This window comes from Caballeronia sp. LZ008 (assembly GCF_031451435.1).
GTDB lineage: Bacteria > Pseudomonadota > Gammaproteobacteria > Burkholderiales > Burkholderiaceae > Caballeronia > Caballeronia zhejiangensis.
Map to the genome: position 1 here is coordinate 946,080 of NZ_JARUXK010000001.1, position 25,510 is coordinate 971,589.

General features: G+C 63.5%; 24 protein-coding genes and 1 tRNA gene. 15 read left to right on the plus strand and 10 right to left on the minus strand.

From position 1 onward, the window contains the following. The first annotated feature begins 181 nt into the window (after window positions 1-181). The 3 genes from QCE49_RS04445 to QCE49_RS04455 all read left to right on the plus strand — a co-directional run bounded on the left by QCE49_RS04445 (window position 182) and on the right by QCE49_RS04455 (window position 1,974). On the plus strand, window positions 182-757 hold the full coding sequence (locus QCE49_RS04445; protein ID WP_008350558.1) for a bacterioferritin: 576 nt from the start codon (window positions 182-184) through the stop codon (window positions 755-757). A gap of 94 nt (window positions 758-851) precedes the next feature. Further along, a complete protein-coding gene (locus tag QCE49_RS04450; protein ID WP_008350556.1) occupies window positions 852-1,484 on the plus strand; it encodes a response regulator transcription factor in 633 nt (210 codons plus the stop codon). 49 nt (window positions 1,485-1,533) lie between these two features. After that, complete coding sequence (locus QCE49_RS04455) at window positions 1,534-1,974, plus strand: response regulator (protein ID WP_008350554.1); 441 nt, start codon at window positions 1,534-1,536, stop codon at window positions 1,972-1,974. A 9-nt stretch (window positions 1,975-1,983) separates the two neighbouring features. On the opposite strand, the gene QCE49_RS04460 is transcribed toward QCE49_RS04455, so the two are convergent. Together QCE49_RS04460 and QCE49_RS04465 are read right to left on the minus strand one after the other, a co-directional pair. Then, on the minus strand, window positions 1,984-2,784 hold the full coding sequence (locus QCE49_RS04460) for a phosphodiesterase (RefSeq protein ID WP_250481515.1): 801 nt from the start codon (window positions 2,782-2,784) through the stop codon (window positions 1,984-1,986). Between the two features lie 59 nt (window positions 2,785-2,843). Beyond that, window positions 2,844-3,200 carry a hypothetical protein gene (locus tag QCE49_RS04465; protein ID WP_250456475.1) on the minus strand — a complete coding sequence of 119 codons (357 nt, stop codon included), beginning with the start codon at window positions 3,198-3,200 and terminating at the stop codon, window positions 2,844-2,846. A 199-nt stretch (window positions 3,201-3,399) separates the two neighbouring features. Between QCE49_RS04465 and QCE49_RS04470 the strand changes: the two genes are divergently transcribed. Continuing rightward, a complete protein-coding gene (locus tag QCE49_RS04470; protein WP_008350548.1) occupies window positions 3,400-3,684 on the plus strand; it encodes a hypothetical protein in 285 nt (94 codons plus the stop codon). 111 nt (window positions 3,685-3,795) lie between these two features. After that, entirely contained in the window at window positions 3,796-4,008 is a 213-nt protein-coding gene (locus QCE49_RS04475) for a hypothetical protein (protein WP_008350546.1), read from the plus strand. Between the two features lie 29 nt (window positions 4,009-4,037). Here the strand turns inward: QCE49_RS04475 and QCE49_RS04480 are convergent. Beyond that, window positions 4,038-4,122, minus strand: a tRNA-Leu gene (locus QCE49_RS04480). A gap of 203 nt (window positions 4,123-4,325) precedes the next feature. On the opposite strand from QCE49_RS04480, the gene QCE49_RS04485 reads away from it, so the two are divergent. Then, window positions 4,326-4,778, plus strand: coding sequence for a metallophosphoesterase family protein (locus tag QCE49_RS04485; RefSeq protein WP_175979903.1), 453 nt, complete (start codon window positions 4,326-4,328; stop codon window positions 4,776-4,778). A 54-nt stretch (window positions 4,779-4,832) separates the two neighbouring features. On the opposite strand, the gene proP is transcribed toward QCE49_RS04485, so the two are convergent. From proP to argA, 3 genes are all read right to left on the minus strand, one after another. Beyond that, the gene (gene proP, locus QCE49_RS04490) at window positions 4,833-6,308 is read right to left on the minus strand and encodes a glycine betaine/L-proline transporter ProP (protein WP_033536864.1); all 1,476 of its coding nucleotides are present in this window, start codon (window positions 6,306-6,308) and stop codon (window positions 4,833-4,835) included. Between the two features lie 667 nt (window positions 6,309-6,975). After that, complete coding sequence (locus QCE49_RS04495) at window positions 6,976-7,248, minus strand: oxidative damage protection protein (RefSeq protein ID WP_008350541.1); 273 nt, start codon at window positions 7,246-7,248, stop codon at window positions 6,976-6,978. 58 nt (window positions 7,249-7,306) lie between these two features. Then, a complete protein-coding gene (gene argA / locus QCE49_RS04500; protein ID WP_309805749.1) occupies window positions 7,307-8,677 on the minus strand; it encodes an amino-acid N-acetyltransferase in 1,371 nt (456 codons plus the stop codon). A 106-nt stretch (window positions 8,678-8,783) separates the two neighbouring features. On the opposite strand from argA, the gene hrpA reads away from it, so the two are divergent. The 6 genes from hrpA (at window position 8,784) to QCE49_RS04530 (ending at window position 17,846) form a co-directional block, all read left to right on the plus strand. Further along, on the plus strand, window positions 8,784-13,151 hold the full coding sequence (gene hrpA, locus QCE49_RS04505) for an ATP-dependent RNA helicase HrpA (RefSeq protein WP_250456474.1): 4,368 nt from the start codon (window positions 8,784-8,786) through the stop codon (window positions 13,149-13,151). Window positions 13,152-13,267: 116 nt separating this feature from the next. Then, the gene (locus tag QCE49_RS04510; protein ID WP_034474119.1) at window positions 13,268-14,281 is read left to right on the plus strand and encodes a beta-propeller fold lactonase family protein; all 1,014 of its coding nucleotides are present in this window, start codon (window positions 13,268-13,270) and stop codon (window positions 14,279-14,281) included. Window positions 14,282-14,362: 81 nt separating this feature from the next. Beyond that, window positions 14,363-15,382, plus strand: coding sequence for a sterol desaturase family protein (locus QCE49_RS04515; protein WP_008350532.1), 1,020 nt, complete (start codon window positions 14,363-14,365; stop codon window positions 15,380-15,382). Between the two features lie 76 nt (window positions 15,383-15,458). Next, window positions 15,459-16,310 carry an EI24 domain-containing protein gene (locus tag QCE49_RS04520; RefSeq protein ID WP_008350531.1) on the plus strand — a complete coding sequence of 284 codons (852 nt, stop codon included), beginning with the start codon at window positions 15,459-15,461 and terminating at the stop codon, window positions 16,308-16,310. 25 nt (window positions 16,311-16,335) lie between these two features. Then, window positions 16,336-17,154 carry a molybdopterin-binding protein gene (locus QCE49_RS04525; protein WP_008350529.1) on the plus strand — a complete coding sequence of 273 codons (819 nt, stop codon included), beginning with the start codon at window positions 16,336-16,338 and terminating at the stop codon, window positions 17,152-17,154. Continuing rightward, window positions 17,151-17,846, plus strand: coding sequence for a copper homeostasis protein CutC (locus QCE49_RS04530; protein WP_250456472.1), 696 nt, complete (start codon window positions 17,151-17,153; stop codon window positions 17,844-17,846). The genes QCE49_RS04525 and QCE49_RS04530 overlap by 4 nt, the downstream gene beginning before the upstream one ends. 9 nt (window positions 17,847-17,855) lie before the next feature. On the opposite strand, the gene QCE49_RS04535 is transcribed toward QCE49_RS04530, so the two are convergent. Then, window positions 17,856-18,320, minus strand: coding sequence for a rhodanese-like domain-containing protein (locus QCE49_RS04535; RefSeq protein WP_008350527.1), 465 nt, complete (start codon window positions 18,318-18,320; stop codon window positions 17,856-17,858). Window positions 18,321-18,666: 346 nt separating this feature from the next. Between QCE49_RS04535 and glnA the strand changes: the two genes are divergently transcribed. From glnA to ntrC, 3 genes are all read left to right on the plus strand, one after another. After that, window positions 18,667-20,082, plus strand: coding sequence for a type I glutamate--ammonia ligase (gene glnA / locus QCE49_RS04540; RefSeq protein ID WP_008350526.1), 1,416 nt, complete (start codon window positions 18,667-18,669; stop codon window positions 20,080-20,082). 165 nt (window positions 20,083-20,247) lie between these two features. Beyond that, a complete protein-coding gene (glnL, locus tag QCE49_RS04545) occupies window positions 20,248-21,390 on the plus strand; it encodes a nitrogen regulation protein NR(II) (RefSeq protein ID WP_008350525.1) in 1,143 nt (380 codons plus the stop codon). Between the two features lie 100 nt (window positions 21,391-21,490). Next, a complete protein-coding gene (ntrC, locus tag QCE49_RS04550) occupies window positions 21,491-22,981 on the plus strand; it encodes a nitrogen regulation protein NR(I) (protein ID WP_008350524.1) in 1,491 nt (496 codons plus the stop codon). 17 nt (window positions 22,982-22,998) lie between these two features. On the opposite strand, the gene xth is transcribed toward ntrC, so the two are convergent. The 3 genes from xth to QCE49_RS04565 all read right to left on the minus strand — a co-directional run bounded on the left by xth (window position 22,999) and on the right by QCE49_RS04565 (window position 25,459). Further along, complete coding sequence (xth, locus tag QCE49_RS04555; protein ID WP_008350523.1) at window positions 22,999-23,781, minus strand: exodeoxyribonuclease III; 783 nt, start codon at window positions 23,779-23,781, stop codon at window positions 22,999-23,001. 86 nt (window positions 23,782-23,867) lie between these two features. Next, window positions 23,868-24,797 carry a phosphatidate cytidylyltransferase gene (locus tag QCE49_RS04560; RefSeq protein WP_034474132.1) on the minus strand — a complete coding sequence of 310 codons (930 nt, stop codon included), beginning with the start codon at window positions 24,795-24,797 and terminating at the stop codon, window positions 23,868-23,870. 32 nt (window positions 24,798-24,829) lie between these two features. After that, entirely contained in the window at window positions 24,830-25,459 is a 630-nt protein-coding gene (locus QCE49_RS04565) for a lysophospholipid acyltransferase family protein (protein ID WP_034474110.1), read from the minus strand. Between the last annotated feature and the right edge of the window lie 51 nt (window positions 25,460-25,510).

Sequence of the window (25,510 nt, forward strand, 5' to 3'; positions counted from 1 at the left end):
AAAGCCACGAGCCATCAAGCCGCGCGCGGGTTTCATCACCGTCGCGCGGTTTCTTCGACAGATCAGGCATGGTGTGTGCATCGGAGTATCGGATTGGATAGCAGGGCGCTATGGAAACCCTGGCGCCGAAGCCTGCTCCAGCGAACAACGTCAACTCACCTGTCAAAGAGGAGCGAACCAAATGTCCAAATCGTCTGCGGTAAACGCCGAGCCGAGCCAATCCACCGACGCCTTCGTTCTCGATGTCGAGAAGATCCGCGCCGATGCCCGGCAGCACATGGACGAAGGCGCGGTGACGACCGGCTACGGCGCCGATCGCGAGACCGTGCTGAAGCTGCTCAACGATTCGCTCGCCACGGAAATCGTCTGCACGCTGCGCTACAAGCGCCACTATTTCATGGCGAAGGGCATCCACTCGGAAGCCGTCGCACAGGAGTTTCTCGAGCACGCGAACGAGGAACAGCAGCACGCCGACACGCTCGCCGAGCGCATCGTGCAACTCGGCGGCGCGCCGAATTTCGCGCCCGACGGCCTCTCGTCGCGCTCGCATTCGCAGTACAGCGAAGGTAAGGATCTGATCGACATGATCCGCGAGAATCTGATCGCGGAGCGCATCGCGATCGACACGTATCGCGAGATCATCCGCTATCTCGGCGACAAGGACGTCACGACGCGTCGCATCTTCGAGGACATTCTCGCCGTCGAGGAAGAGCACGCCGACGACATGGCCGATCTGCTGGAAGGCCGCAACGGATGAGGACGAGGTCGCCGGGGACGCGTCGCGCGCCCGGCGCCCGCATGACATGGCCGATCCACTGGTAGCAGACCGTCCGGCAGCACGGACCACGCGAATGATTCGAGTCTTGATAGCCGACGACCACGCCATCGTGCGCAGCGGGTTCAGGCAGTTCGTCGCCGACGAACCCGACATGGAAGTCGGCGCGGAAGCCGCCACCGGCGACGAGGCCATCGCGCTCGTGCGCGCGCAGGCGTTCGATGTCGTGCTGCTCGACATCGCGATGCCCGACAAGAACGGCGTCGATACCTTGCGCGTCATCAAGCAGATCCGCCCGGAGCAGGGCGTGCTGATGCTTTCGGGGTTCCCCGAAAGCCAGTACGCAATCAACCTGCTGAAGGCGGGCGCGAACGGCTATCTGAACAAGGATGCCGCGCCCGACGAAATCGTGCGCGCGATCCGCACGGTGGCACGCGGGCATCGTTATCTGTCGGAGTTCATCGCGGATGCGCTCGCCGACAAGCTCGACAAGCCCGCCGCCGAGCGCCCGCACGAACTGCTGTCGGAACGCGAGTTTCAGATTTTCTGCAAGCTCGCGGGCGGCCAGTTGCCGACGGAAATCGCGCAGGAACTGCATCTGTCGGTGAAGACGGTGAGCACGTATCGCGCGCGCGTGCTCGAAAAAATGCGGCTTTCCAATAACGCCGACCTCACGTATTACGCGATCAAGAACGGCCTGATCGAATAGCGGCGCATCGTTCGAACATCCGCGAGAGCACTGCCGGAGGACGCCCGCCGTGGGCAATCACATCGACACTGACGACCGAATGGAGCAGCCGGGCGCGCGGCGGCCGCCGCTCGCGGCGTTGCTGATCGAGGATTCGCCGCTTATCCGCCGCAGCCTGACCGAGGCGATCGACGCGCTCGGGCCGTGGCGCGTGACCGCGTTCGCCGATGCGCCCGACGAGGCCATCGCGCTGCTGTCGTCGCGGACTTTCGATGCGATCATCGTCGATCTGCAACTGAAGCGCGGCTCGGGCATCGACGTGCTCGCCTGGCTCAAGGAGGGCGGCGCGCCGCGCTCGGAAACCGCGTTCATCGCGGTGCTCACGAATCACGCGCTGCCGACGTATCGCGAGCGTTGCCTGCAATACGGCGTGCGCCACTTCTTCGACAAATCGCTCGAGTTCGATCGCGTGCTCGACGCGCTCGACGACTTCGCGCGCGAGCGCACCTGAAGGCGCGGCTCAGAAAGGCTGCGGCCCGCCACCTTGTTCGACGCTCATGCAATGCGTGACGAGGCCGACGCCGGCGCGCCACAGATGCAGCCCGAATGCGGGCGGCTCCATCACGAAGGCTTCTGGACCATCGGATTTCAATTGCAGCGCGACCTGATGCGCCGTCGACGGGGCGCACCACACGATCGTGCCGCCGAAGCGCGCGCTGATCGCGCGGTGCACGTGGCCGCATATTATGCGCTCGACGTTCGGATGACGCCGCACGAGTGCGTCGAGCGCGCGGCTGTCGTCGGGCGCGAGGCGGATGTCGTCCATGAAGCCGATGCCGCATTCGATCGGCGGATGATGCATGCCGATCAGCACCGGCCGGTCGCGCGAGGCGTCGAGCTGCGCTTCGAGCCAAGCAAGGCGCGTGGCGCACAGGCGTCCCGCGCCGGAGCCGGGATCGAGGGTGTCGAGCGCGATCACGCGGACTTCGCCGACCTCGAACGCGTACTGCAGGAAACCGTCGTGACCCGCGAGTTCGGGGAGATCGCCGAAGACGGCGCGCAGATTCGCGCGGTCGTCGTGATTGCCGGCGATGACGCGCCACGGAATGGCGAGCCGGTCGAGGAGCGTGCGCAGATGCCGGTATTCGTCGATGCCGCCCGCATCGACGAGATCGCCGGTAACAAGCACGGCGTCGGCGCGCGGATCGAGCGCGTTGAGGACGTCGATCGCGCGGGCGAGATACGCGGCAGTATCGACGCGGCCGTAGGCGAGCGTGCCCGGCGGCGTGATGTGCAGATCGCTGATCTGGGCGAGCAGCATGCGCGAATCTCCTCGTCGCGGACGGTTTCGGGCTGGGTCGTCGGATTCAGCCGTCGGATTCAGCCGTCGGATTCGGCGACCGGCGGCTTGGGCGCGAGCTTCGCGGGGACGAGCCACTGGAAGCCGGTCATCGACGTTTCGCTGAACGTGCATTCGGCGGCTGCGGGCACCGATGAAGACTTCGTGGCCGGCAGCTTCGGCGGATTCTGGATCGTGCCGTGCACGACGACCCGCGAGCCATGATAACTCGCGCCGGAACCGGTGATTTTGAGCGGCGCGCTCGCGGCGTCGGGATAGTCGGCCCGCACCTTCTCCTTGCAGGTCTCGACGTTCTTGTAATAGGACGTGCAGCCGCCGAGACAGGCGAGCGAAGTCGTGAGCAGGACGGGCAGCAGGTGACGGATGCGATGGTTCATCGATGAATTCGGTCGGTGCCCGATGCGGCGAGACGCGCCGGGGCGTGATGAGTGTCGGGCGGAGCTTTATAACACGCGTGCCGCAGTGCATCACTGTAGTGCATCGCGGCGCGTGACCGCTTGTTTTGTGCAGCGATGCGGTAGCACAATCGGCACTGACGTTCGACGAGCGCGTTCCTCACCGATGGAGACGACCGCCATGCAGAAGGACATCGAAGTAGGCGATTACCTGCTCGCCATGCAGGCCGTGCCGAAGCCGCTCGCGGCCGATGGCGACGAGGATGCGGCGCCGTCCGAAGGTTACGCGATCCGCGTGCGCGTGACGCGCCTCGACCAGAAGCCGCTGCACGGTTCGAAACTCGCCGACGACTCCGGCGAAATGACCGGCGACCGCGGCCCGTTCGAGACCGTCGCCGAGGCGATCGCGCACGGCGAGGCGTGGGGACGGCACTACGTCGCGCGTGTGCTGGGGCATGCGGTGTAGGCAGCGAAGGCAGCGAAAGAGGGGATCGGTTTCCCCGCGTGCGGCGGGTTCAGCGAGATGGTGCGTGCGGCTAGACTCGGGTTCATCGACCGGACCATCGCGGAGCCCGCCATGACGCCCGTTGCGCTCTACATCACCCCGAACTACATCGCTTCCGTGAAGAGCGGCAAGGCGCGCGACTGCTTCGGCGGTACGGTGCGCTTCGTCGGCGTGGATGCGTTGCCGTTCGATATCGAGCATGTGTGCCTGCTCGAACGCGATACGGCGATCGAAGCGCTGCTCGATGCAGTGAGGGATGCGGAGCGGTTGTTGAACGCGGTGTGAGGGTGCGGCGCGCTGCCCTTCATACTGCTTGGTGCCGGGGACCGGACTCGAACCGGCAAGCCGTGAGGCGGCGGATTTTAAGTCCGCTATGTTTACCAATTTCATCACCCCGGCAGGGCGGACGCGATTCTACCATTGCATGCGACCGCGCCAAAGCCGCGCCGCTCGTCGTATACAAGCCGTTCGACAAGGTTTCGGCCGTCCCGCATAATCGCCGGCACCGATTCAGTCGCGAGGACACGATGATGGTGCTGAAACCGAACGTGGCGCACGGTGAGGACTTCGGCGTGCGCGCGAACGAAGAAGCGTGACGCCTCATGCGCATTGCCCTTATCTCCGATACCCATAACCTCGTGCGCCCCGAAGCGCTCGACGCCTTGCGCGGCTCCGCGCACATCATCCACGCGGGCGATATCTGCAGACGCGACGTGCTCGATGCGCTCGCGTCGCTCGCGCCGCTCACCGTCGTGCGCGGCAACAACGATATCGCCGATGACCTCGCGCGGCTGCCCGAACACGCGCGCATCGAACTGGGCGGCGCGACGATTCACGTCGTCCACGATATCGCCGATGTGCCGAAGCAGCTCGACGGCATCGATGTCGTCGTGACCGGTCATTCGCACAAGCCGCTCATCGAGCGGCGCGGCGACGTGCTCTTCGTGAATCCCGGCAGCGCGGGGCCGCGTCGCTTCAGATTGCCGGTCACGCTCGCGCTGCTCGATATCGACGACGGCAAAGCGGAAGCGCGCATCGTTTCGCTGATCGAATGAAAAAAGGGCCGGCGCTTCACGCACCGGCCCTTCCATTCGATCACGCCAGAACGCTTACGCGCGCACCGTGCCTTCCGGGAACGCATCGTCCATTTCGGCGGCTTCGCGATGGCCGCGCAGAATCGCATGCGCTTCCGACTTCGACGCGACCGCCGGCGGCGAGCCCTTCAGCGGCTTCTTCGCCGTCTCGGAGAGCGCGAGCACCGACACGATGCCGATGATCGACGCGCCCATCAGATAGTACGCGGGCATCATCAGGTTGCCGGTCGTGTCGACGAGCCATGCGGTGACGAGCGGCGTCGTGCCGCCGAAGAGCGACACCGACACGTTGAAGCCGATCGCGAGCGCACCGTAGCGGATCTTCGTCGGGAAGAGCGCCGGCAGCGACGACGGCATCACGCCCGTGAACGTCGACAGCAGCGCGCCGAGAATCATCATGCCCGCGAAGATCGACGGAACGGTGCCCATGCGGATCAGCGAAAGCGAAGGAATCGACAGCACCAGCAGACCGATACAGCCGGCGAGCATCACCGGCTTGCGGCCGATCGTGTCCGACAGACGGCCGGCGAGGAGCGTGAGCGGCATCATCAGCACCATCACGACGAGCACGATGAAGAGGCCGTGCGTCTCGTTGAACTTGAGCGTCGCCGACAGATAGCTCGGCAGATACGACAGCGCCATGTAGTCGGTCACGTTGAAGATCAGCACGAGGCCCACGCATTGCAAGAGCGGCTTCCATTGCTGGATCAGCGTCTCGCGGAACTGCTCCTTGGTCGTCTCGTGCGACACGGCTTCGGCCTTTTCGGCTTCACGCTGGAATGCAGGCGTTTCTTCGAGCTTCATCCGGATGTAGAGACCGATCAGCCCGAGCGGACCCGCGATCATGAACGGAATGCGCCAGCCCCACGACAGCAGGTCTTTTTCCGACATCACCGCCGTCAGCACCGCGACCACGCCCGCGCCGAGCACGTAGCCGACGAGCGTGCCGAATTCGAGAAAGCTCGACATGAAGCCGCGCTTCTTGTCCGGCGAAAATTCGGCGATGAAGGTCGCCGCGCCGCCGTACTCGCCGCCCGTGGAGAAGCCCTGCACGAGACGCGCGATGAGCAGCAGTACCGGCGCCATCACGCCGATCGATTCGTAGCTCGGAATGATGCCGATACAGAAGGTGCCGACGGCCATCATGATCATCGTCATCGCGAGCACGCGCTTGCGACCGATGCGGTCGCCGAGCGGGCCGAACACCATGCCGCCGATCGGGCGCACGAGGAAAGCGGCGGCGAACGTGCCGAAGGTCGCGAGCAACTGCGCGGTGGGGCTGCTCGACGGGAAGAACACACGGCCGAGCGTCACGGCGATGTAGCTGTACACGCCGAAATCGAACCACTCCATCGCGTTACCGATGGCCATGGCGCCGACGGCGCGCTTCAACAGGGATTGATCGACGATGGTGATGTCGTCGAGGGTGAGGTCGGACTTCTGACTGGATGAATCGCGTTTGCGCCAAAGGCCCTCGTTAAGAGAAGACATAGTTCGAAAAACTCCGTATTCGATCCCGACGCTCAAAGAACGTCGGGTGCGTCGCCGCGGAGGACGGACGCAAATTGCCGGGATAGTGCAGTTTCGAGACGGCGCCGCGAACGCTTGAAGACGAAAGCAAAGGCTTTCCGCGACCTCGGGCCGAGCGGCTCGAAGTCGATGAGCGAAAAGAAACACGGTGCCGGTGCCTCGCGCGGGTGTAGTCGCGAAATTGCACTCGGGTGAAACACACGAATTTGACGTGCGGACGGCGAACGCAGCGCTGAATGACTGAGTTGCCGCGGGTGGGCCGCGACGTCGGCGAAAAAACAACTTGAGACGAAAAAGGCCGGCGTTACTGCTTGGAAAACCGACGCGCCTCTTTGTATAAGAAACTGTCACTACCGCGCAACGCCCGAACTTGAAGTCGGAAACATTTGCACGTGAATGATGGTGAATTGCTGTTGATAACGAGCAAGATGATAACACGATGACAGACGATCTGCAAACCGGTCTGCCACCGCGCTCGAGCCCGGCGGCCGCAAAGCCTTGTCGGACGTAGGATTGCGCCGATTGTCATCTCGTGGTCCGATGTACTAAGCGGAACAATTTTCCGCCGCGCGGACAACAAAAAACCGGCCGCTCGGGCCGGTTTTTGCGATGCGATGAACGCGCGATTTCAGCTTTGCGGCGGCACGTAGCCGGACGCCGTATCGGCGCCTTCGCCGAAGAAATACTTCTCCGTCTGCTTGATCAGATACTGGCGTGCGCGCGGATCGGCCATGTTCAGCCGATTCTCGTTGATGAGCATGGTCTGCTGCTTGAGCCAGCCTTGCCAGGCTTCCTTCGAGATCGTTTCGTAGATGCGCTTGCCGAGCTCGCCCGGCAGCGGCGGGAAATCGAGTCCTTCGGCTTCCTTGCCGAGCTTCGCGCATTGAACCATTCGGGCCATTGTGAGTTTCTCCTCTGTATCGGGGGCAAAGCGCCGTTCGACGCTTCTTGGATCATGTTCAAAGCTGTTTCATCAGGACGAGCGACTTGCGCTGCCAGTTATAGAGCCGCCGGCGATCTTCGGGCAGATCGTCCACGGTCACTTTCACGAAACCGCGTTTCAGGAACCAGTGTTCGGTGCGCGTCGTCAGCACGAAAATGCGCGTCAAGCCGCGTGCGCGGGCGCGCTGTTCAATGCGCTTCAACAGGCGTTCGCCGTCGCCCGAACCTTGCGCTTCCGGCGCGACCGTCAGGCAGGCCATTTCGCCGATGCGCTCCTGTGTGTACGGATAGAGCGCCGCGCAGCCGAACAGCACGCCATCGTGCTCGATGACCGAGAAATGGTCGATGTCGCGCTCGATCTGGTGCCGTCCGCGCCGTACGAGCGTGCCGTCGGATTCGAGCGGCTCGATCAGCGTGAGAATGCCGCCGACGTCGTCGGGCGTCGCTTCGCGCAGGCTTTCGAGATTCTCGTACGAGATCATCGTGCCGACGCCGTCGTGCAGGAACAGTTCGAGCAGCACGCGGCCGTCGAGCGAATACGGAATGATGTGGCCGCGCGCAACGCCGCCGCGGCACGCGCGCACCGTATGCTTCAGATAGAACGCCGTGTCGCCCTGCAATTCGCCGCTTTCCTGCAAGCGATAGGCGTCGTCGAGCGACATTTCGCGGATCAGCTCGTTTTCCGAGTCGCCGAGACCCGGAATTTCGGTCACGAAAATGATCTTGTCGGCGCGCAGCGCAATGGCCGCGGCGGACGCGACATCTTCCATCGACAGATTGAAGGCTTCGCCCGTCGGCGAAAAACCGAGCGACGACAGCAGCACGAGCTTGTTCGACGCGAGCGACTGGCGGATGGAATCGCCGTCGATCTTGCGCACGACGCCGGTGTGCTGGAAATCGACGCCATCGAGAATGCCGACCGGCCGCGCCGTCACGAAGTTGCCCGACACCACGCTGATGTGCGCGTGCGCCATCGGCGTGTTCGGCAAGCCCTGGCTGATCGCGGCCTCGATGTCGAGACGCACTTCGCCGGCGGCTTCTTTCGCGGATTCGAGCGCGCGGGCATCCGTTATGCGCAAGCCGTGAGAGAACGACGACTCGACGCCGTGCAGGCTCAGTTGCTCGTCGAGCTGCGGACGCGAGCCGTGCACGAGCACGACGTGGATGCCCATTGCGTGCAACAGGCCGACGTCCTGCACGAGCGCGTTGAGGCGACCTTCCTGCACGAGTTCCCCGCCGAACGCGACAACGAAAGTCTTGTTTCGAAACGCGTGAATGTAGGGCGCGACGGATCGCATCCAGTCGACGAACTGGGCGTGGGGATTCGGCGCTTCGGGCTCGACTGCCGGCTGCGTCGCGGTCATCGTGAGGTCGGTTTGGGAATTCATCCCGGGATTATAATGCGACGCTATGCCGAATGTTTCTCGTCCCTCACGCCCCGATCAGGCGGGCAAGTCTCAGTCCGCCGACAAATCCCTCGATACTCAGGAGCAGTTGCGACAACTGCGTGAAAATCTGCTGCGCGAGACGCGGGAGGGCGCGGGCACGTCCGATTCCGGCGAAGCGGCGGGTTTGAGCAAGAAGGAACGCGCCGCGCAGCGGTTCGCGGGCGGGAAAGCGGCGGCGGAGGCTCCTTCGCAACCGAAGAAGGCGGCGCAATCGAAAGAGCGGCCCGCGAAAGCGGAAGTCACGGCGCAACGTCCGCCGAAGCCGCGCGACACGGCGCAAGCTGCCACGCAAGCGCCCCCGAAACGCGAAGACGCGAGGCGTGAACAAGGTGCGCGGCCGCAGCGTCCGGCGCGCGTTCAGCAGCCGAAGCCCGTCGAAGCGCGCCAGCCGCAGCCGCAACCTGCGCCGCGTGTCGAACCTTCGGCCGAAACGCGCCCGCCGCGCAAACAACGCCCGGTTGATGCACGTCCGCCGCGCGAACAACGCCCGGTTGGAGCACGTCCGTCGCACGTCGAACGCCCGGCCGAAACGCGCCCGCCTCGCGAGCAACGTCCGCCGCGCGCGCCGCGCGTCGTCACGCCGAATCCCATTCCGCCGATCACGTTTCCCGAAGCGCTGCCCGTTTCCGGCCGACGCGAGGAAATCGCGCGCGCGATCGCTGCGAATCAAGTCGTGATCGTCAGCGGCGAAACCGGCTCGGGCAAGACGACGCAATTGCCGAAGATCTGCCTCGCGCTCGGACGCGGTCTCGGCGCGGGCGGCAGCGGGCTGATCGGGCATACGCAGCCGCGCCGCATCGCCGCTTCGGCGACCGGCCGGCGCATCGCGGAGGAACTCGGCACGCCGTTCGGCGAAGTCGTCGGCTACAAAGTGCGCTTCACGGACAATCTGGCGCCCGGCGCGTCCGTCAAGCTGATGACCGACGGCATTCTGCTCGCGGAAACGCAGACCGATCCGCTGCTGACCGCCTACGACACGATCATCATCGACGAAGCGCACGAACGCAGCCTCAACATCGACTTTCTGCTCGGTTATCTGAAGGAAATCCTGCCGAAACGCCCGGATCTGAAGCTGATCGTCACGTCCGCGACCATCGACGCAGAACGCTTCGCGCGCCATTTCGGCAGCGACGAAAAGCCCGCGCCGGTGATCGAGGTGAGCGGACGGCTGTATCCGGTGGAAGTACGTTATCGGCCGATCGAAGAGGAAAGCGAGGCGATCAGGAACGCGCAGGGCACGGCGCCCAAACGCAACGATCGCAAAGCCGATCGCGATCTGATGGAAGGCATCGTCGATGCCGTCGATGAACTGTGCCGCGTCGGTCCCGGCGACGTGCTCGTGTTCCTGCCCGGCGAGCGCGAAATCCGCGATGCCGCAGAAGCGTTGCGCAAGCATCATCCGCCGCATACGGAGATCCTGCCGCTCTTCGCGCGTCTTTCCGCGCAGGAGCAGGAGCGCGTGTTCAAGCCGTCGAACGCGCGGCGCATCGTGCTCGCGACGAACGTCGCGGAGACGTCGCTGACGGTGCCGGGCATCCGCTACGTGGTCGATACCGGCATGGCGCGCGTGAAGCGTTATTCGTATCGCAACAAGGTCGAGCAACTGCAGATCGAGCCGGTGTCGCAGGCGGCGGCGAATCAGCGCGCGGGCCGATGCGGGCGCGTCGCGGACGGCGTGTGCATCCGTCTGTACGACGAAGCCGATTTCGCCGCGCGGCCGCGCTTCACCGATCCCGAAATCCTGCGCTCGTCGCTCGCGGCCGTGATTCTGCGGATGAAGTCGCTGCATCTGACGGCGATCGAAACGTTTCCGTTCATCGAACCGCCGCCGGGCCGCGCGATCGCGGACGGCTATCAATTGCTGAACGAACTCGGCGCCGTCGATGACGACAACGCGCTGACGAGTCTCGGCCGCGAACTCGCGCGCCTGCCGCTCGATCCGCGCGTCGGCCGCATGATTCTCGCCGCGCGCGATCATCATGCGCTCGCGGAAGTGCTGATCATCGCGTCGGCGCTGTCGGTGCAGGACCCGCGCGACCGGCCGATCGAGGCGCAGGAGCAGGCGGATCAGGCGCATCGGCAGTTCGTCGACGAGCGCTCCGAATTTCTGCAGTGGACGCGCATCTGGAAGTGGTTCGAGGAAGCGGTCGCGCACAAGAAATCGAACAAGCAGCTCGCGGATGCGTGTCGCGCGAATTTCCTGTCGCATCTGCGTTTGCGCGAGTGGCGCGACGTGCATTCGCAACTGCTGACGGTCGTGCGCGAGCACGGCTGGCGTCTGAACGAATCGGATGCGACCTTCGAGCAGGTGCATCTGTCGCTCTTGACGGGCCTGCTCGGCAACGTCGGTCTCAAGGCCGACGACGAGCCGCATTATCTCGGCGCGCGCGGCATCAAGTTCTTTCTTTGGCCGGGCTCGGCGCTCTTGAAGAAAGCGGGGCGCTGGGTGATGGCGGGCGAACTCGTCGAGACGAGCCGCCTCTACGCGCGCACGATCGCGAAGATCGAGCCGGAATGGCTCGAAACGGTCGGCGCGCATCTGCTGAAGAAATCGCTATCGGACGCGCATTGGGAGAAGAAGGCCGCGCAGGTCGTCGCCTACGAACGCGCGACGCTGTACGGGCTGACGGTGTATGCGCGTCGGCGCGTGAGCTTCGGCAAGCAGGACGCGAAATACGCGCGCGAACTGTTCATTCGCGGGGCGCTCGTCGAAGGCGAATTCGATACGCGTCTGCCGTTCTTCGCGCACAACCGCAAGCTCGTCGCGGACATCGAGCAACTGGAACACAAGTCGCGCCGTCAGGACGTGCTCGTCGACGATGAACTCATCTACGGCTTCTACGATTCGCTGATCCCCGAAAACATCTGGACGGGCGCGGCGTTCGAGCGCTGGTATCGCGACGAGCAGAAGAAAGAGGGCAACGACAAGCTGCTGTTCCTGTCGCGCGACGACCTCATGCGTCACGAAGCTGCCGGCGTCACGACGGATCTGTTTCCGAAGCGCATGACGATGTCGGGCATCGAAATGGCGCTGACGTATCACTTCGAGCCGGGTTCGCCGCGCGACGGCGTCACGCTGCAAGTGCCGCTTTACGGGCTGAATCAGGTCGATGCGCGCCGCGTCGAATGGCTCGTGCCCGGCATGATCAAGGAGAAGGTGCAACTGCTGCTGAAGTCGCTGCCGCAGAAGCTGCGCCGTCACGTCGTGCCGTTGCCGGAATACGCCGCGGCTTTCGCCGGGCGTCATGGCGGGCCGAAGTTCGGCGCGGGCGCGCTCGTCGATTCGCTCATCGCCGATATTCGCGAGCAGACGCAAATCGCCGTGAAAAGCGCCGATTTCAAGCTGGAAACGCTGCCCGCGCACCTGTTCATGAACTTCAAGGTGATCGACGAACACGGCCGCCAGCTCGCGATGGGCCGCAATCTCGCGCAGTTGCGCGCGGAACTCGGCGGGCAGGCGCAGCAGCAGTTCCAGAAACTGACGTCGGCGGCGGCGTTCGATGCGCTTTCCGGGGACTCCGATACGCCGCCCGCACAGCAACCGGCAAGCGAAGGCACCGCGCTCTACGAGAACCTGACGACGTGGAACTTCGGCAAGCTGCCCGAGCTGCTGGAAATCCGCCGGCGCGGGCAGACGCTCTTCGGCTATCCGGCGCTCGTCGATCGCGGCACGCATTGCGACGTCGAAGTGTTCGATTCGCCCGAGGAAGCGGTGCGTATTCATCGCGCGGGGTTGCGCCGGCTTTTCGCGCTGCAGTTGCGCGAGCCGATTCGCTATCTCGAGAAAAATCTGCCGGGCCTGCGGGAGATGTCGATGCAATACATGGCGCTCGGCACGGCGGACGAACTGCGCGATCAGATCGTGGAAACGGCGCTCGATCGCGCGTGCCTGCAAGACCCGCTGCCCGACGACGACGCCAGCTTCCACGCGCGCCGCGACGCCGCGAAAGGGCGTCTGACGCTGCTCGCGAACGAAATCGCGCGGCTCGTCGGCACGATCCTCAACGAATATGCGGCGCTCGCCAAAAAGCTGGCGTCGGTGAAATCGTTCGCTTCGGCCTATGCGGACATGCAGGCGCAATTGAGCGCGCTCATCGGCAAGCGTTTCGTCATCGATACGCCGTATGCGCAGCTTGCGCATTTTCCGCGCTATCTGAAGGCGATCGCGCAGCGCGTCGACAAGCTCAAGGCCGATCCGGCCCGCGACGCGCGTCTCGCCGCCGATCTGCAGCCGCTCGCGCAGAACTATCAGCGCGCGTTATCGCAGCGCGGCGGCGTCGCGGATGCGCGGCTTGCCGAATATCGCTGGCTGCTGGAGGAATTGCGCGTATCGCTGTTCGCGCAGGAACTGCGCACGCCGATGCCGGTCTCGGTAAAACGCCTCCACAAGGTGTGGGAATCGATGCAGCGTTAGGTTTCCGCTGGAAAGACGCAAAGAATCAACGTATTGCGCAAAAAGACCTCGCTCGTCAACCCGCCGCGCGAGGCAAACGTTCTACAATGACGCCTGCCCTCCGAAGCCTACTTTTCATGCGCAATATTTTCCGTTCCGGCCGTGTGCGTGCCTTCGCCGCACGCGCAGCCATCGCAACCGGCGCCGCCTTGGTCGCCTCCGCAGCACTCGCCAACAATGTCATCGTGCTCAACTCGGCGGAAGCCACGCTGAGTCTCATCGACGAAAACACGCATCAGGTCGTCGGCACCGTGCCGACGGGCAAAGAGCCGCATCACCTGATGCCCACGCCCGACAGCTCATCGCTGATCGTTGCGAATTCGGTGTCGAACAACCTGATGTTCGTCGATCCGAAAACCGGCGCGTTCCAGCGCTGGGTGCAGGACATCGAAGATCCGTATCAGCTCGGCTTTTCGCCGGACAAGAAATGGTTCGTCTCGACGGGTCTGCGTCTCGACCGCCTCGATATCTATCATTTCGACGGCAAGAATTTGAGCGTCGCGAAGCGCCTGCCGCTCGCCACGATGCCGAGCCACATCGCGTTCACGAACGACAGCTCGACCGCGTTCATCTCGCTGCAGGTGTCCGGCGAAATCGCGGCGATCGACCTGCCGACGCAGACCGTCAAATGGAAGATGAAGGTCGGCAAGGTGCCCGCGGGCGTCTGGCTCACGCCGGGCGACAAATATCTGCTCGTCGGCATGACCGGCGCGGATTACGTGGCCGTGGTCGACTGGCGCAACCAGAAGGTCGTCAAGACCATCACGACCGGCAAGGGCGCGCACAACTTCCGCTCGATGGTCGACGGCAAGCACGTACTCGTTTCTAATCGCGTGGCGAACACGATCAGCATCATCGACGAGGACACGCTCACGAACGTCGGCGACATCACCGGTCTCTTGCCCGGCCCCGACGACATGGAACTTTCCGCCGACAAGAAGTATCTGTGGGTTACGTTCCGCTTCGCGAAGCACGTCGGCGTGATCGACCTGGCGAATCGTAAGCTGATCGAAACCATCAAGGTCGGCCGCTCGCCGCACGGCATCTACTTCTACAATCGCGCGCCGGTGACGGCGCCGAACGGGGCGTAAGCAAACAGGGCGCGCATTCGCGCCCTGTACTACGATTGAGGGATGGCCGGTCCCGGACGGCCGCACGCACCACGGAGCACCATGTTTCATTCCATTCTTTCGTCGCTGGACGGTCTCGTTTCCTGGCTTCAGACGCAGCTCTACGTCGATGTCGTGCAGCCGGTCCTGTTCAAGATCGGCATGATGGACTACGACGAAGACACCTACGACGCGCTGTACTGGGTGATCGTCGGCGTGCTCGAAGTGCTCGCGATGTACGCGATCCTGCGGCCGCTCGAAGCTTTCCGCCCGGCGGAGGAGTGGAAAGACCGCAAAGGCGTGCGCGTGGACGTGCTCTACACGTGGATCGTCAAGCTCGGCATCCTCAATCTGTTTTTCTTCTTCACGTTCCAGCCGCTCTTCGATTCGATGCAGAGCTGGCTGCGCCTCCATAACGTGCCGAATCTCGAGATCGACAACCTGTGGCCCGGCGTGACGACGCAGCCGCTCGTCACGTTCGTCATCTATCTGCTCATTCTCGATCTGGCGGGATACTGGTATCACCGGCTGGAGCATCGTTTCGGCATCTGGTGGGAACTGCACGCGGTGCATCACAGCCAGCAGAAGATGTCGCTCTGGACCGACGACCGCAACCATCTGCTCGACGACGTTCTTCAGGCGAGCTTTTTCGCGTGCGTCGCGCTCGTGATCGGCGTGGAGCCGTCGCAGTTCGTCGTGCTCGTCGCCATCACCAACTTCATGCAGAGCGTGCAGCACGCGAACATCCGCATGCACTTCGGCTGGCTCGGGGAGCGCATTGTCGTAAGTCCGGCGTTTCATCGCCGCCATCACGCGATCGGCTTCGGTCACGAAGGCACGACTTACGGTTGCAACTTCGGCGTGCTGTTCTCGTTCTGGGACATCATCTTCCGCTCGGCGTCGTTCGACCGCACCGTCGAGCCGACGGGCATTCGCGACCAGCTCGGTGCGCCGGGCGTTGCGCCCGTCCATTACGGCGACGGCTTCGTCGAACAGCACTGGCTCGCGTTCAAGCGCATCGCCGCGCGCCTTTCCGCTCGCCGTGCGGGTGCATCCGCTTCCGACAACTCGGCGGCCGTCTGAACGTCTCCGGTTCGACCAGCGCCCGTGCGCGGCGCTGGTTTATCCTGTCGGTTCCTTCTTCTTTTAAGAATCACGCATGAGTGACTTGCTGCGTTCGTTCGTGCGCGCGCTTGCGAACGTCTTTCATCCGCGCATGCTCTGGCTGACGCTGATGCCCTTCGGCGTCGCCACCGTGGTCTGGGGCGCGGTGCTCTGGTTCTTCTGGCAGACGCTTACCGGCGCCGCCAACGACTGGCTCAGCGCGTGGGCGCTGACCTCGTGGATGTACCGTCTCTTCGATGCCGTCGGCTTTTCGTCGCTGCACGCGGTGATCGCGCCGTTTCTCGTCGTCATCATGACGGTGCCGCTGATCGTCGTGACGGTGCTGCTGCTCATCGCCACGTTGTCGATGCCGGGCGTCGTCAAGCTCCTCACACGTCGCCCGAAAGGTCATTACTCATCGCTCGAAGAGCGGCGCGGCGGCTCGTGGTACGGCAGTCTCGGACACTCGGTCGTGACCACGGTCGTCTGTCTCGTGCTGCTCGTCGTCACGCTGCCGCTGTGGCTCATTCCGCCGTTCTTCGCCTTGATTCCGCCGCTGTTGTGGGGCTGGCTCACGTATCGCGTGATGACTTACGACGCGCTCGCGCTTCACGCGAGCGCCGACGAGCGCCGCGCGATCGTGCGCGATGCACGCTGGCCCTTGCTTGCGATCGGCATCGTGAGCGGCCTGCTCAGTTCTGTCCCGACGATGCTCTGGGCATGGTCCGTCTGGCTCTTGCCGCTCTTTCCGGTCGTCGCCGCCGTGACGATCTGGGCGTATGCGTTCATCCTCGTGTTTTCGGCGCTCTGGTTCGCGCATTACTGCCTGCACGCGCTGGAGCGCTTGCGCGCGAGCGAGCCGCAATTCCCGGCGATCACGGTCGAATCCCGCGACGTTTCACTGTAAGCACGAAAAAAGCAAAGGGGCATTCATGGGCATTGGCGTCATCATCATCGGCGACGAAATCTTGTCCGGCCGCCGCACCGACAAGCACCTGCCGAAAATCATCGAACTGCTGGGCGCGCGCGGCCTGTCGCTCGACTGGGCCGAATACGTCGGCGATGATCCCGCGCGCATCACCGCGACGCTCGCGCGCACGTTCGCATCGGGCGATATCGTGTTTTCGACGGGCGGCATCGGCGCGACGCCCGACGACCACACGCGCCAGTGCGCCGCCAAGGCGCTCGGCGTGCCGCTGGAGCTGCATCCCGAAGCGGCGGAACTGATCCGCGCGCGCATCCGCGACACGGCGGCGCAGGCAGGCAAGCCGGTCGAGCTGGAGTCGCCGGAGAACTTGCATCGGCTGAACATGGGCACGTTTCCGCGCGGCGCAGAGATCATCCCGAACAGCTACAACAAGATTCCGGGCTTTTCGGTCGGCGATCATCATTTCGTGCCGGGCTTTCCGGTCATGGCCTGGCCGATGATCGAATGGGTGCTCGACACGAAGTACGCGCATCTGCATCACGCGACGCCGCATGTCGAGCGGTCGCTGCTCGTCTTCGGCCTGCCCGAGTCGCGCATCACGCCGCTGATGGTTTCGATCGAGCGCGACTTCGAGGGCGTGCGTGCGTTCAGCCTGCCGAGCGTCGGCGATGCTACGCGCGGGGCGCTTTACGAGCGCGCGCATATCGATCTGGGCGTGAAGGGCGATCCCGAGCAGGCGAACGCGGCGTTCGACGTGCTGCGCGAGGGCGTGATCGCGCTCGGCGGTGAAGTCGTGGAAGTGCCGCCGGAGGAAGCGAAGTGACGCTGCTGGAAGTGATCGCCACGACCGTCGCCGACGCGCGGGCAGCCGAGCGCGGCGGTGCGGACCGTCTCGAACTCATCACCGCGATGGGCGAGGGCGGACTGACGCCGAGCATCGGCCTGATCGAATCGGTGATCGAGGCGGTCGGGATTCCGGTGAACGTGATCGTGCGGCCGCACAGCCGCTCGTTCGTCTACGATGCCGACGACTACGCGGTCATGCTGCGCGATGTTCGCGCGATCGCGAAGACGCGCGCGAACGCGATCGTCGTGGGGATGCTGCGCGCCGATGGCTCCGTCGACACCGACGGCCTCGCGCGCGTGATCGAAGCAACGGATGGCCTGCAGCTCACGTTTCACCGCGCATTCGACGAAACACGCGATCTGCTCGCTGCGTTCGATACGCTGCTGCAGTTCGGTGCCGTCACGAATGTGCTGACGTCGGGTGGCAAGCCTTCAGTGCTGGACGCTCAGGAAGCGATTTCGAAGCTCGTCGAAAACGCGGCGGGAACGCGCTGCGCGATTCTGGCGGGCGCCGGATTGACCGTCGATGCGGTCGCGCCGTTCGTCGCATCGACGCGCGTGAAAGCGGTGCACTTTGGCTCGGGCGTGCGCGTCGATGGGAAGTCTCTGGCGCCCGTCGATGAAGCGAGGGTCAGGCGCGTGCGCACCTTGCTCGACGCGCGCGCTTGAGCAAAACCTTCAAGCCCCGATCCAGGGCAGCTTGCGGAAACACCATCCCGATACCGTTTTCCGATGCCCCTGTCCGTCCTTGTCGCCTTCGAAGCCTTCGAGCAGGTCGTACGCCTGGGCGTAGCCTTCCTTCTGCGCCGCGACCGCAGCGAGCTTCGAGCGCGCGGCGCTGCGACACAAAAACACGACAGGCGTATCCGGGGTGGCGACCTGTCGCAATTGTTCGATAAACTCGGCGTTTGGCACGGAACCGGGGTAGCGAATCCATTCGATGTGCGCGTACTGAGCGCCATCGATGGCCGGGCGGCCGACCCAATCGAGTTCGGCGCGGGTGCGAACGTCGACGAGGCGTACGCGCGGGTCGAGTTGCAGTAATTCAAATGCTTCGGCGGGTGAGAACGCGCCCGCGTAGGTCAGATTGTTTTCGGCGGCGCGTTTGCCGGCCTGGGCATACAGCTGTTCGAGCGTGCTCATGACGTATGGGTCTCCGTAGGCGCAAAGAATCATTCTAGCGTGGCGCGCAGTTTCGACGCCGCGCGCGAAATTGGTGCAAGAAGACTCGGATGCACTATAAACGTGCTGAAGAAATATCAGACAAACCGTGCTGCACTGATTTGGTGCTCGACGCGGAGACGGCGACACGAACGCCGCCATCGAAAGCGAAGTGGTTTCACCCAAAACGCGCGCTGCTTCAAGCGCTTAGCGCGAAGATGGTGCGCTTGGCACGGAAGCTGCTTTTCCATCCTCGATTGAATCGATGTACAGGATTGGTCGGGGCGGCGAAGCGATTCGCCGACTTTTGTTAATCAGGAGATAGGTAATGAGTAAATCCGTGGCCGACGTCATGCAACTCGTCAAGGACGAGGACGTCAAGTTCGTCGACTTCCGCTTCACCGACACGCGCGGCAAAGAACAACACGTTTCCGTGCCGGTCTCGGCATTCGACGAAGACAAATTTGAAAGCGGCCACGCTTTCGACGGTTCGTCCATCGCAGGCTGGAAGGGCATCGAAGCGTCGGACATGCTGCTCGTGCCGGACGCGAACACCGCCTTCATCGACCCGTTCTTCGAAGAATCGACGCTGGTTCTGTCCTGCGACGTGGTCGAGCCGGCCGACGGCAAGGGCTACGAGCGCGACCCGCGTTCCCTCGCGAAGCGCGCGGAAGCCTATCTCAAGAGCTCGGGCCTCGGCGACACCGCCTACTTCGGTCCGGAGCCGGAATTCTTCATTTTCGACTCGGTGCAGTGGAACACGGACCAGTCGGGCACGTTCGTGAAGATCGGCTCGGAAGAAGCACCGTGGTCGTCGGCGAAGGAATTCGAAGGCGGCAACACCGGCCACCGTCCGGGCACGAAGGGCGGCTACTTCCCGGTCGCTCCCGTCGACACGTTCCAGGACATCCGCTCGGAAATGTGTCTGCTGCTCGAGCAGATCGGCATTCCGGTCGAAGTGCATCACCACGAAGTGGCGGGCCAGGGCCAAAACGAAATCGGCACCAAGTTCTCGACGCTGGTTCAGCGCGCGGACTGGCTGCAGCAGATGAAGTACATCATCCATAACGTGGCGCACACGTACGGCAAGACGGCGACGTTCATGCCGAAGCCGGTCGTCGGCGACAACGGTTCGGGCATGCACGTTCACCAGTCGATCTGGAAGGACGGTCAGAACCTGTTCGCGGGCAACGGCTACGCGGGTCTGTCGGAATTCGCGCTGTTCTACATCGGCGGCATCATCAAGCATGCGCGCGCGCTGAACGCGATCACGAACCCGGGCACGAACTCGTACAAGCGCCTCGTGCCGCACTTCGAAGCGCCGGTGAAGCTGGCTTACTCGGCTCGCAACCGTTCGGCATCGATCCGTATTCCGCACGTCTCGAATCCGAAGGGCCGCCGTATCGAAACGCGCTTCCCGGATCCGCTCGCGAACCCGTACCTGTGCTTCTCCGCGCTGATGATGGCGGGTCTCGACGGCGTGCAGAACAAGATTCACCCGGGCGAAGCCGCGGACAAGAATCTGTACGACCTGCCGCCGGAAGAAGACAAGAAGATCCCGACCGTTTGCGCGGGCCTCGACCAGGCGCTCGACGCACTCGACGCGGACCGCGAGTTCCTGACGCGCGGCGGCGTGTTCACGGATTCGATGCTCGACGCATACATCGAACTGAAGACGAACGAGCTGCAGCGTTATCGTCAGGCGGTGCATCCGATCGAGTTCGAGATGTACTACTCGCTGTAAAGCAGCATGATCGAAGCGCGTTTTGTCGTGAGCAGTCCGATGAGGCGCGCGACGTGTGCTGAACAGTGATCCAAAGGGACGGCGCGCCGTCCCTTTTTTAATCGCTGCTCAGTGTCATGAAACGATAAGAAGATCGGTGTCACGAACGACCTCATCGACTGCACGATGGTGCTCAAGAATCTGATCAAGGCGCGCAAAGGCCACGCCGATGCGCTTTCCGACAATACGCAGCTCGCGGCAAGCGGACTGCTGCCCGGCTTCGAGGCGCTGCCCACGAACGTGCTCGTTCTGGACGTGCGCAATCTGCGGATCGCGTATGCGAATCCATCGGCCGAAGCGATGCTGGAAATGTCGCGCAAGCAGTTGACGCAGACGAACTGGCCCGACCTCTTCGCGAACGCGGACGAGCTCGCGACCACGATCGCGTCGATCGCCGAGAACCGCTTCAATGCGACGCGGCTCGACGCGGTGCTCGAGAGGCAGAATCGCGAGCCGGTGCATGTGCATGCGATCGTCGGCTATCTGGAAGCCGCGCCGGAATACGTGCTGCTCGAACTCTTCGAGAACGAGCGACATCTGCGCACGGACCGCGAAGAGCGTATCCACGATCTCACCGCGGTCAACAAGCAGCTCATCCGCAATCTCGCGCATGAGATCAAGAATCCCCTCGGCGGCATTCGCGGTGCGGCGCAGTTGCTCGAATTCGAACTCGGCGCGCGCGAACGCGACGAACTGCGCGAATACACGCAGGTCATCATCAAGGAATCGGATCGGCTGCAGACGCTCGTCGATCGCTTGCTGGAGCCGCACCGGCATCCGCATATCGTGGGCGACGTGAACATCCACGAAGTCTGCGAGCGGGTGCGCGCGGTGATCCTCGCGGAGTTTCCGCGCGGCCTCACGATCGAGCGCGACTACGACGTGAGCGTGCCCGACCTGCGCGGCGACAAGGAACAGTTGATTCAGGCGCTGCTGAACATCGTGCGCAACGCGGCCGAAGCGCTGAAGGAACGCATCTCACAAGGCGATGCGAAGATCGAGCTGCGCACGCGCATCGCGCGCAAGGTGACCATCGGCAAGAAGCTGCACAAACTGGCACTGGACTTGCATATCACTGACAACGGTCCCGGCATCCCCAGCGAAATCCGCGACCGGATCTTCTTTCCGCTCGTATCGGGCAGGGAAGACGGCAGCGGTCTCGGCCTCACGCTCGCGCAGTCGTTCGTGCATCAGCACGATGGGCTGATCGAAGTGGAAAGCCGGCCGGGCTGTACCGAGTTCGCCATCCTGTTGCCGTTCGAGAATTGACCAGCGACTTCACGCCAAGGAACGTAGTGCCGCATGCTTTGACGCCTGACCGTTTCGACGGGCTCACACCGAACCACACGAAGACTTCTCGCCGAACGATATGAAGCCGATCTGGATAGTAGACGACGACCAATCCATCCGCTGGGTGCTGGAAAAGGCGCTCGCACGAGAAAACTTCACGACGCGCAGCTTCTCCGGCGTGCGCGACGCGCTTGCCGCGCTCGAAGGAGAAAGCCCGCAAGTGCTCGTCTCGGACATCCGCATGCCGGGCGGGTCCGGGCTGGAACTGCTGCAGACCGTGCGCGACCGCTTGCCGGGCTTGCCTGTCATCATCATGACGGCGTTCTCGGATCTCGACAGCGCAGTGGCCGCGTTTCAGGGCGGCGCCTTCGAATATCTCGCCAAGCCATTCGATGTCGACAAGGCCGTCGAGCTGATCCGCCGCGCCGTGGATGAAAGCATGCGCGGCGAAGCGTCGGTCGACGAGCGCGTGACCGAGACGCCCGAGATGCTCGGTCAGGCGCCCGCGATGCAGGACATGTTCCGCGCGATCGGCCGTCTGTCGCATTCGGCGGCGACCGTGCTCATCACGGGCGAATCAGGCACCGGAAAGGAGCTTGTCGCGCGCGCCTTGCACCGACATAGCCCACGCGCAAACGGACCCTTCATCGCGCTGAACACGGCGGCGATTCCGAAGGATCTGCTGGAGTCCGAACTGTTCGGGCACGAGCGCGGCGCGTTCACCGGCGCGCAGGCGATGCGTCAGGGCCGCTTCGAACAAGCCGAGAACGGCACGCTCTTTCTCGATGAAATCGGCGACATGCCGTTCGACCTCCAGACGCGCCTGCTGCGCGTGCTGTCGGACGGGCAGTTCTATCGCGTGGGCGGGCACAATCCGCTGAAGGCGAACGTGCGCGTGATCGCGGCGACGCATCAGAATCTCGAATCGCGCGTGCGGCAGGGCTTGTTTCGCGAGGACTTGTATCACCGATTGAATGTGATTCGGCTGCGTCTGCCGGCGTTGCGCGAACGCAGCGAGGATATTCCGCTGCTCACGCGACACTTCCTGCAGAAGAGCGCGCGCGATCTGGGTGTCGAGCCCAAGCGCGTGTCGGACGATGCACTCGCGTATCTCGCGTCGCTGCCGTTTCCCGGCAACGTGCGTCAACTGGAGAACCTGTGCAACTGGCTCACGGTGATGGCGCCCGCGCAGGTGATCGAGCAGAAGGATCTGCCGCCCGATCTCACGTCGCGTCAGGAGGTGAGCGCCGAGAGTCTCGCCGTATCGACGGATGGCGCGGTCGCGCCGGTTCCCAATGCCGTGAACGGCGCCGGATCCGCGCCGATCGCGGCGGCGCCGGCGGGCGTCGCGGCGAGCGTGTGGGAGAACGGCTTGCGCACGGAAGTCGCGCGACTGTTGCGCGAGAATTCCGCCGATGTCATGGACGAACTCGCGCGCCGTTTCGAAGCGGCGGTGATCCGCGAGGCGCTCGACTTCACGCGCGGGCGCAAGGTGGAGGCGGCGGAGCGTCTGGGCATCGGCCGCAATACGATCACGCGCAAGATTCAGGAGTTGCATCTCGACGCGTGAACGTCGTTACGACGGGATCAGCCGATCGTCGCGATCACGGGCGCGTGGTCCGACGGCTGGTCCCACTTGCGCGGCACCTTGTCGACTTCGCATGACGTGCAGCGCGCGGCCAGTTCCGCCGACAGCAGGATGTGGTCGATGCGCAGCCCCGCGTTGCGGCGAAACGCCATCATCCGATAATCCCACCACGTAAAGAGCTTCTCGGCCTGCTCGAACTTGCGGAAGGCATCGGTCAGGCCGAGCCCGACGAGTTGCGCGAAGTGCGCGCGCTCTTCGGGCGACACGAGGTTCTGGCCTTCCCATGCTTTCGGATCGTGCACGTCGCGGTCTTCCGGCGCGATGTTGTAATCGCCCAGCAACGCGAGCTGCGGATGACGCGCCATGTCTTCGCGCAACCATTCGCGCAGTGCGTCCAGCCAGCGCATCTTGTAGGCGAATTTCTCGGAGCCGGGCGCCTGTCCGTTCGGGAAATACGCGGAGATGATGCGCACGCCGTCGATCGTCGCGGCGATCACGCGTTGCTGCAGATCTTCGAATCCGGGAATGTTGCGCACGACGCTGATTTCATCGACTTCGAAGCCCGCATCGGCGCGCACCAGAATGCCGACGCCGTTGTACGTCTTCTGCCCGGCGAACCAGCTTTTGTAGCCGGCGGCTTCGAGTTCGGCGCGGGGAAATTTCTCGTCGGGGAGCTTCAGTTCCTGAAGGCACAGCACGTCGACGCCCGAGAGCGCGAGCCAGTCGATGACATGCTGCTGGCGGACTTTGAGGGAATTGACGTTCCAGGTGGCGATTTTCATGAGTGCCCGTTTTCTTCGTAGAGCGCGGCCGTTGCGCTGAAGGCTCGATTCTAGCGGAGCGGTGGGGCGGGGCGGGCTCGCAGACGTCACACATAAACGAATCTGACCAGATGAAAAAACACAGGCGCGGCGAAGCAGATCGAATCGACACGATCGAGCATGCCGCCGTGTCCGGCGAGCATCGAGCCCCAGTCCTTCGCGCCGAGCGAACGCTTCACCGCTGAAAGAACCAGCCCGCCGATGAACCCCGCCAGAACGATGGCGAACGACATGCCGAGCGCCGCGCCGAAGCCGAATGGCGTGATCCGGTAAAGCGCCGCGCCGCAAAGGGTCGCCAGCGCGCCACCGCCGACGAAGCCTTCGACCGTTTTAGAAGGCGAAAGCACGGGTGCGATCTTGCGCTTGCCGAACAGTTTCCCCACGACGTACTGCAAGACATCGCTGATCTGCACGACGAGCAGGAAGTAGAAGAGCAATAACGCGTTCTGCCCGCGATAGCCGGGAATGTCGAGCGTCAGGAGCGCGGCGGCGTGGCTCAGGCCGTAGACGCAGACCATCAGCGCCCAGTTAATGCGTGCATTGCGACTCAGAAAGTCGCGCGTATCCTGCGTCAGCGCCGATACCAGTGACATCGCGAAGAAGAGATGCACCGGTACGAAGATGGAATACATGCCGTACCAGTTGATGCCAAGCAGAATGTACTGAACGGGAACCGCGACAAAGAACGCGAGGAACAGCGTCGAGTGATCGCTCGGCGTGGTCGGGGTGAGTGTTATGAACTCGCGCAACGTGAGGAATGACAGTAGCGCGAAGACCACATAAGTTGCAGTCTCGCCGAGTCCAATGGCGATCGCCATGACGGCGACCATGCCCCACCACGCGCGGATGCGTTCATTGAGGTTGACGATGGTCGCGCTCTTGCCATTCGGCCGGGCGGCGAGGATGGCGCCTGTCACGGTCGCGACGGCGAGAAAGCCCGCCACGCCCGCGATCAATTTCCAAAACAGTTCTGGCATGTTCGAGAATCGGAGATGTTGTTGCAGCAAGCTCAGTCTGAGCAAGCCGATGGCGCCAGCGCGACGATCGCATCGCGCATGCGTGTGAGAAAAGCAGATTTGTCATCGGTCGCCCGAAGCGCTTCGCCCGCGCCGAAATGGACTTTGCAGATCAACGGAATCGGCCAGATCGCGCCCTTGGGCATGATCCGCTGAAGATTCTCGAGATAGACCGGCGTGAGGGCGATGCCGGGAAACTCGCTTGCCAAGTGAAAGAGTCCGCTCTTGAAGCCTTGCGGCAAAGCATCCGTGCCACGTGTGCCTTCGGGAAAGATAATCACCGAATGCCCCTTCGTGAGCGCATCGCGAACCGGATCGAGCGGATCGCCATCTCCTTCGCGTCGACGATCGATCAGCACGACGTTCAGCAGTTTCTGCGCGATATGTCGCTTGAGCGCGTTGGCGTTCCAGTAGTCGCGCGCAGCAACGGGCCGCACGGAATCGCGCAAACTGCGCGGCAACGCAGCGAGGATAGCGAGTGTGTCGATATGGCTCGTGTGATTCGAGAAGTAGATCTGTTGAGTTTCGCCTGCACGAGGGACATGACAGACTGGGTAGGCTCCAGCGACCAACCGAACGAGAGATAACAGTAAATCGCGTTGCCAGGCATATATCCGTTTCATGAGTCGGTAGTGGTGTGGATTGCTTATTTATATTCCGTTCACATGCGCATC

Bases quoted from the DNA above. Each gene is read 5' to 3' on its own strand.
- QCE49_RS04445 (WP_008350558.1), top strand. From the start codon at position 182: ATGTCCAAATCGTCTGCGGTAAACGCCGAGCCGAGCCAATCCACCGAC.
- QCE49_RS04450 (WP_008350556.1), top strand. From the start codon at position 852: ATGATTCGAGTCTTGATAGCCGACGACCACGCCATCGTGCGCAGCGGG.
- QCE49_RS04460 (WP_250481515.1), bottom strand. From the start codon at position 2,784: ATGCTGCTCGCCCAGATCAGCGATCTGCACATCACGCCGCCGGGCACG.
- QCE49_RS04465 (WP_250456475.1), bottom strand. From the start codon at position 3,200: ATGAACCATCGCATCCGTCACCTGCTGCCCGTCCTGCTCACGACTTCG.
- QCE49_RS04470 (WP_008350548.1), top strand. From the start codon at position 3,400: ATGCAGAAGGACATCGAAGTAGGCGATTACCTGCTCGCCATGCAGGCC.
- QCE49_RS04475 (WP_008350546.1), top strand. From the start codon at position 3,796: ATGACGCCCGTTGCGCTCTACATCACCCCGAACTACATCGCTTCCGTG.
- QCE49_RS04485 (WP_175979903.1), top strand. From the start codon at position 4,326: ATGCGCATTGCCCTTATCTCCGATACCCATAACCTCGTGCGCCCCGAA.
- proP (WP_033536864.1), bottom strand. From the start codon at position 6,308: ATGTCTTCTCTTAACGAGGGCCTTTGGCGCAAACGCGATTCATCCAGT.
- QCE49_RS04495 (WP_008350541.1), bottom strand. From the start codon at position 7,248: ATGGCCCGAATGGTTCAATGCGCGAAGCTCGGCAAGGAAGCCGAAGGA.
- argA (WP_309805749.1), bottom strand. From the start codon at position 8,677: ATGAATTCCCAAACCGACCTCACGATGACCGCGACGCAGCCGGCAGTC.
- QCE49_RS04510 (WP_034474119.1), top strand. From the start codon at position 13,268: ATGCGCAATATTTTCCGTTCCGGCCGTGTGCGTGCCTTCGCCGCACGC.
- QCE49_RS04515 (WP_008350532.1), top strand. From the start codon at position 14,363: ATGTTTCATTCCATTCTTTCGTCGCTGGACGGTCTCGTTTCCTGGCTT.
- QCE49_RS04520 (WP_008350531.1), top strand. From the start codon at position 15,459: ATGAGTGACTTGCTGCGTTCGTTCGTGCGCGCGCTTGCGAACGTCTTT.
- QCE49_RS04525 (WP_008350529.1), top strand. From the start codon at position 16,336: ATGGGCATTGGCGTCATCATCATCGGCGACGAAATCTTGTCCGGCCGC.
- QCE49_RS04535 (WP_008350527.1), bottom strand. From the start codon at position 18,320: ATGAGCACGCTCGAACAGCTGTATGCCCAGGCCGGCAAACGCGCCGCC.
- glnA (WP_008350526.1), top strand. From the start codon at position 18,667: ATGAGTAAATCCGTGGCCGACGTCATGCAACTCGTCAAGGACGAGGAC.
- glnL (WP_008350525.1), top strand. From the start codon at position 20,248: ATGGTGCTCAAGAATCTGATCAAGGCGCGCAAAGGCCACGCCGATGCG.
- ntrC (WP_008350524.1), top strand. From the start codon at position 21,491: ATGAAGCCGATCTGGATAGTAGACGACGACCAATCCATCCGCTGGGTG.
- xth (WP_008350523.1), bottom strand. From the start codon at position 23,781: ATGAAAATCGCCACCTGGAACGTCAATTCCCTCAAAGTCCGCCAGCAG.
- QCE49_RS04560 (WP_034474132.1), bottom strand. From the start codon at position 24,797: ATGCCAGAACTGTTTTGGAAATTGATCGCGGGCGTGGCGGGCTTTCTC.
- QCE49_RS04565 (WP_034474110.1), bottom strand. From the start codon at position 25,459: ATGAAACGGATATATGCCTGGCAACGCGATTTACTGTTATCTCTCGTT.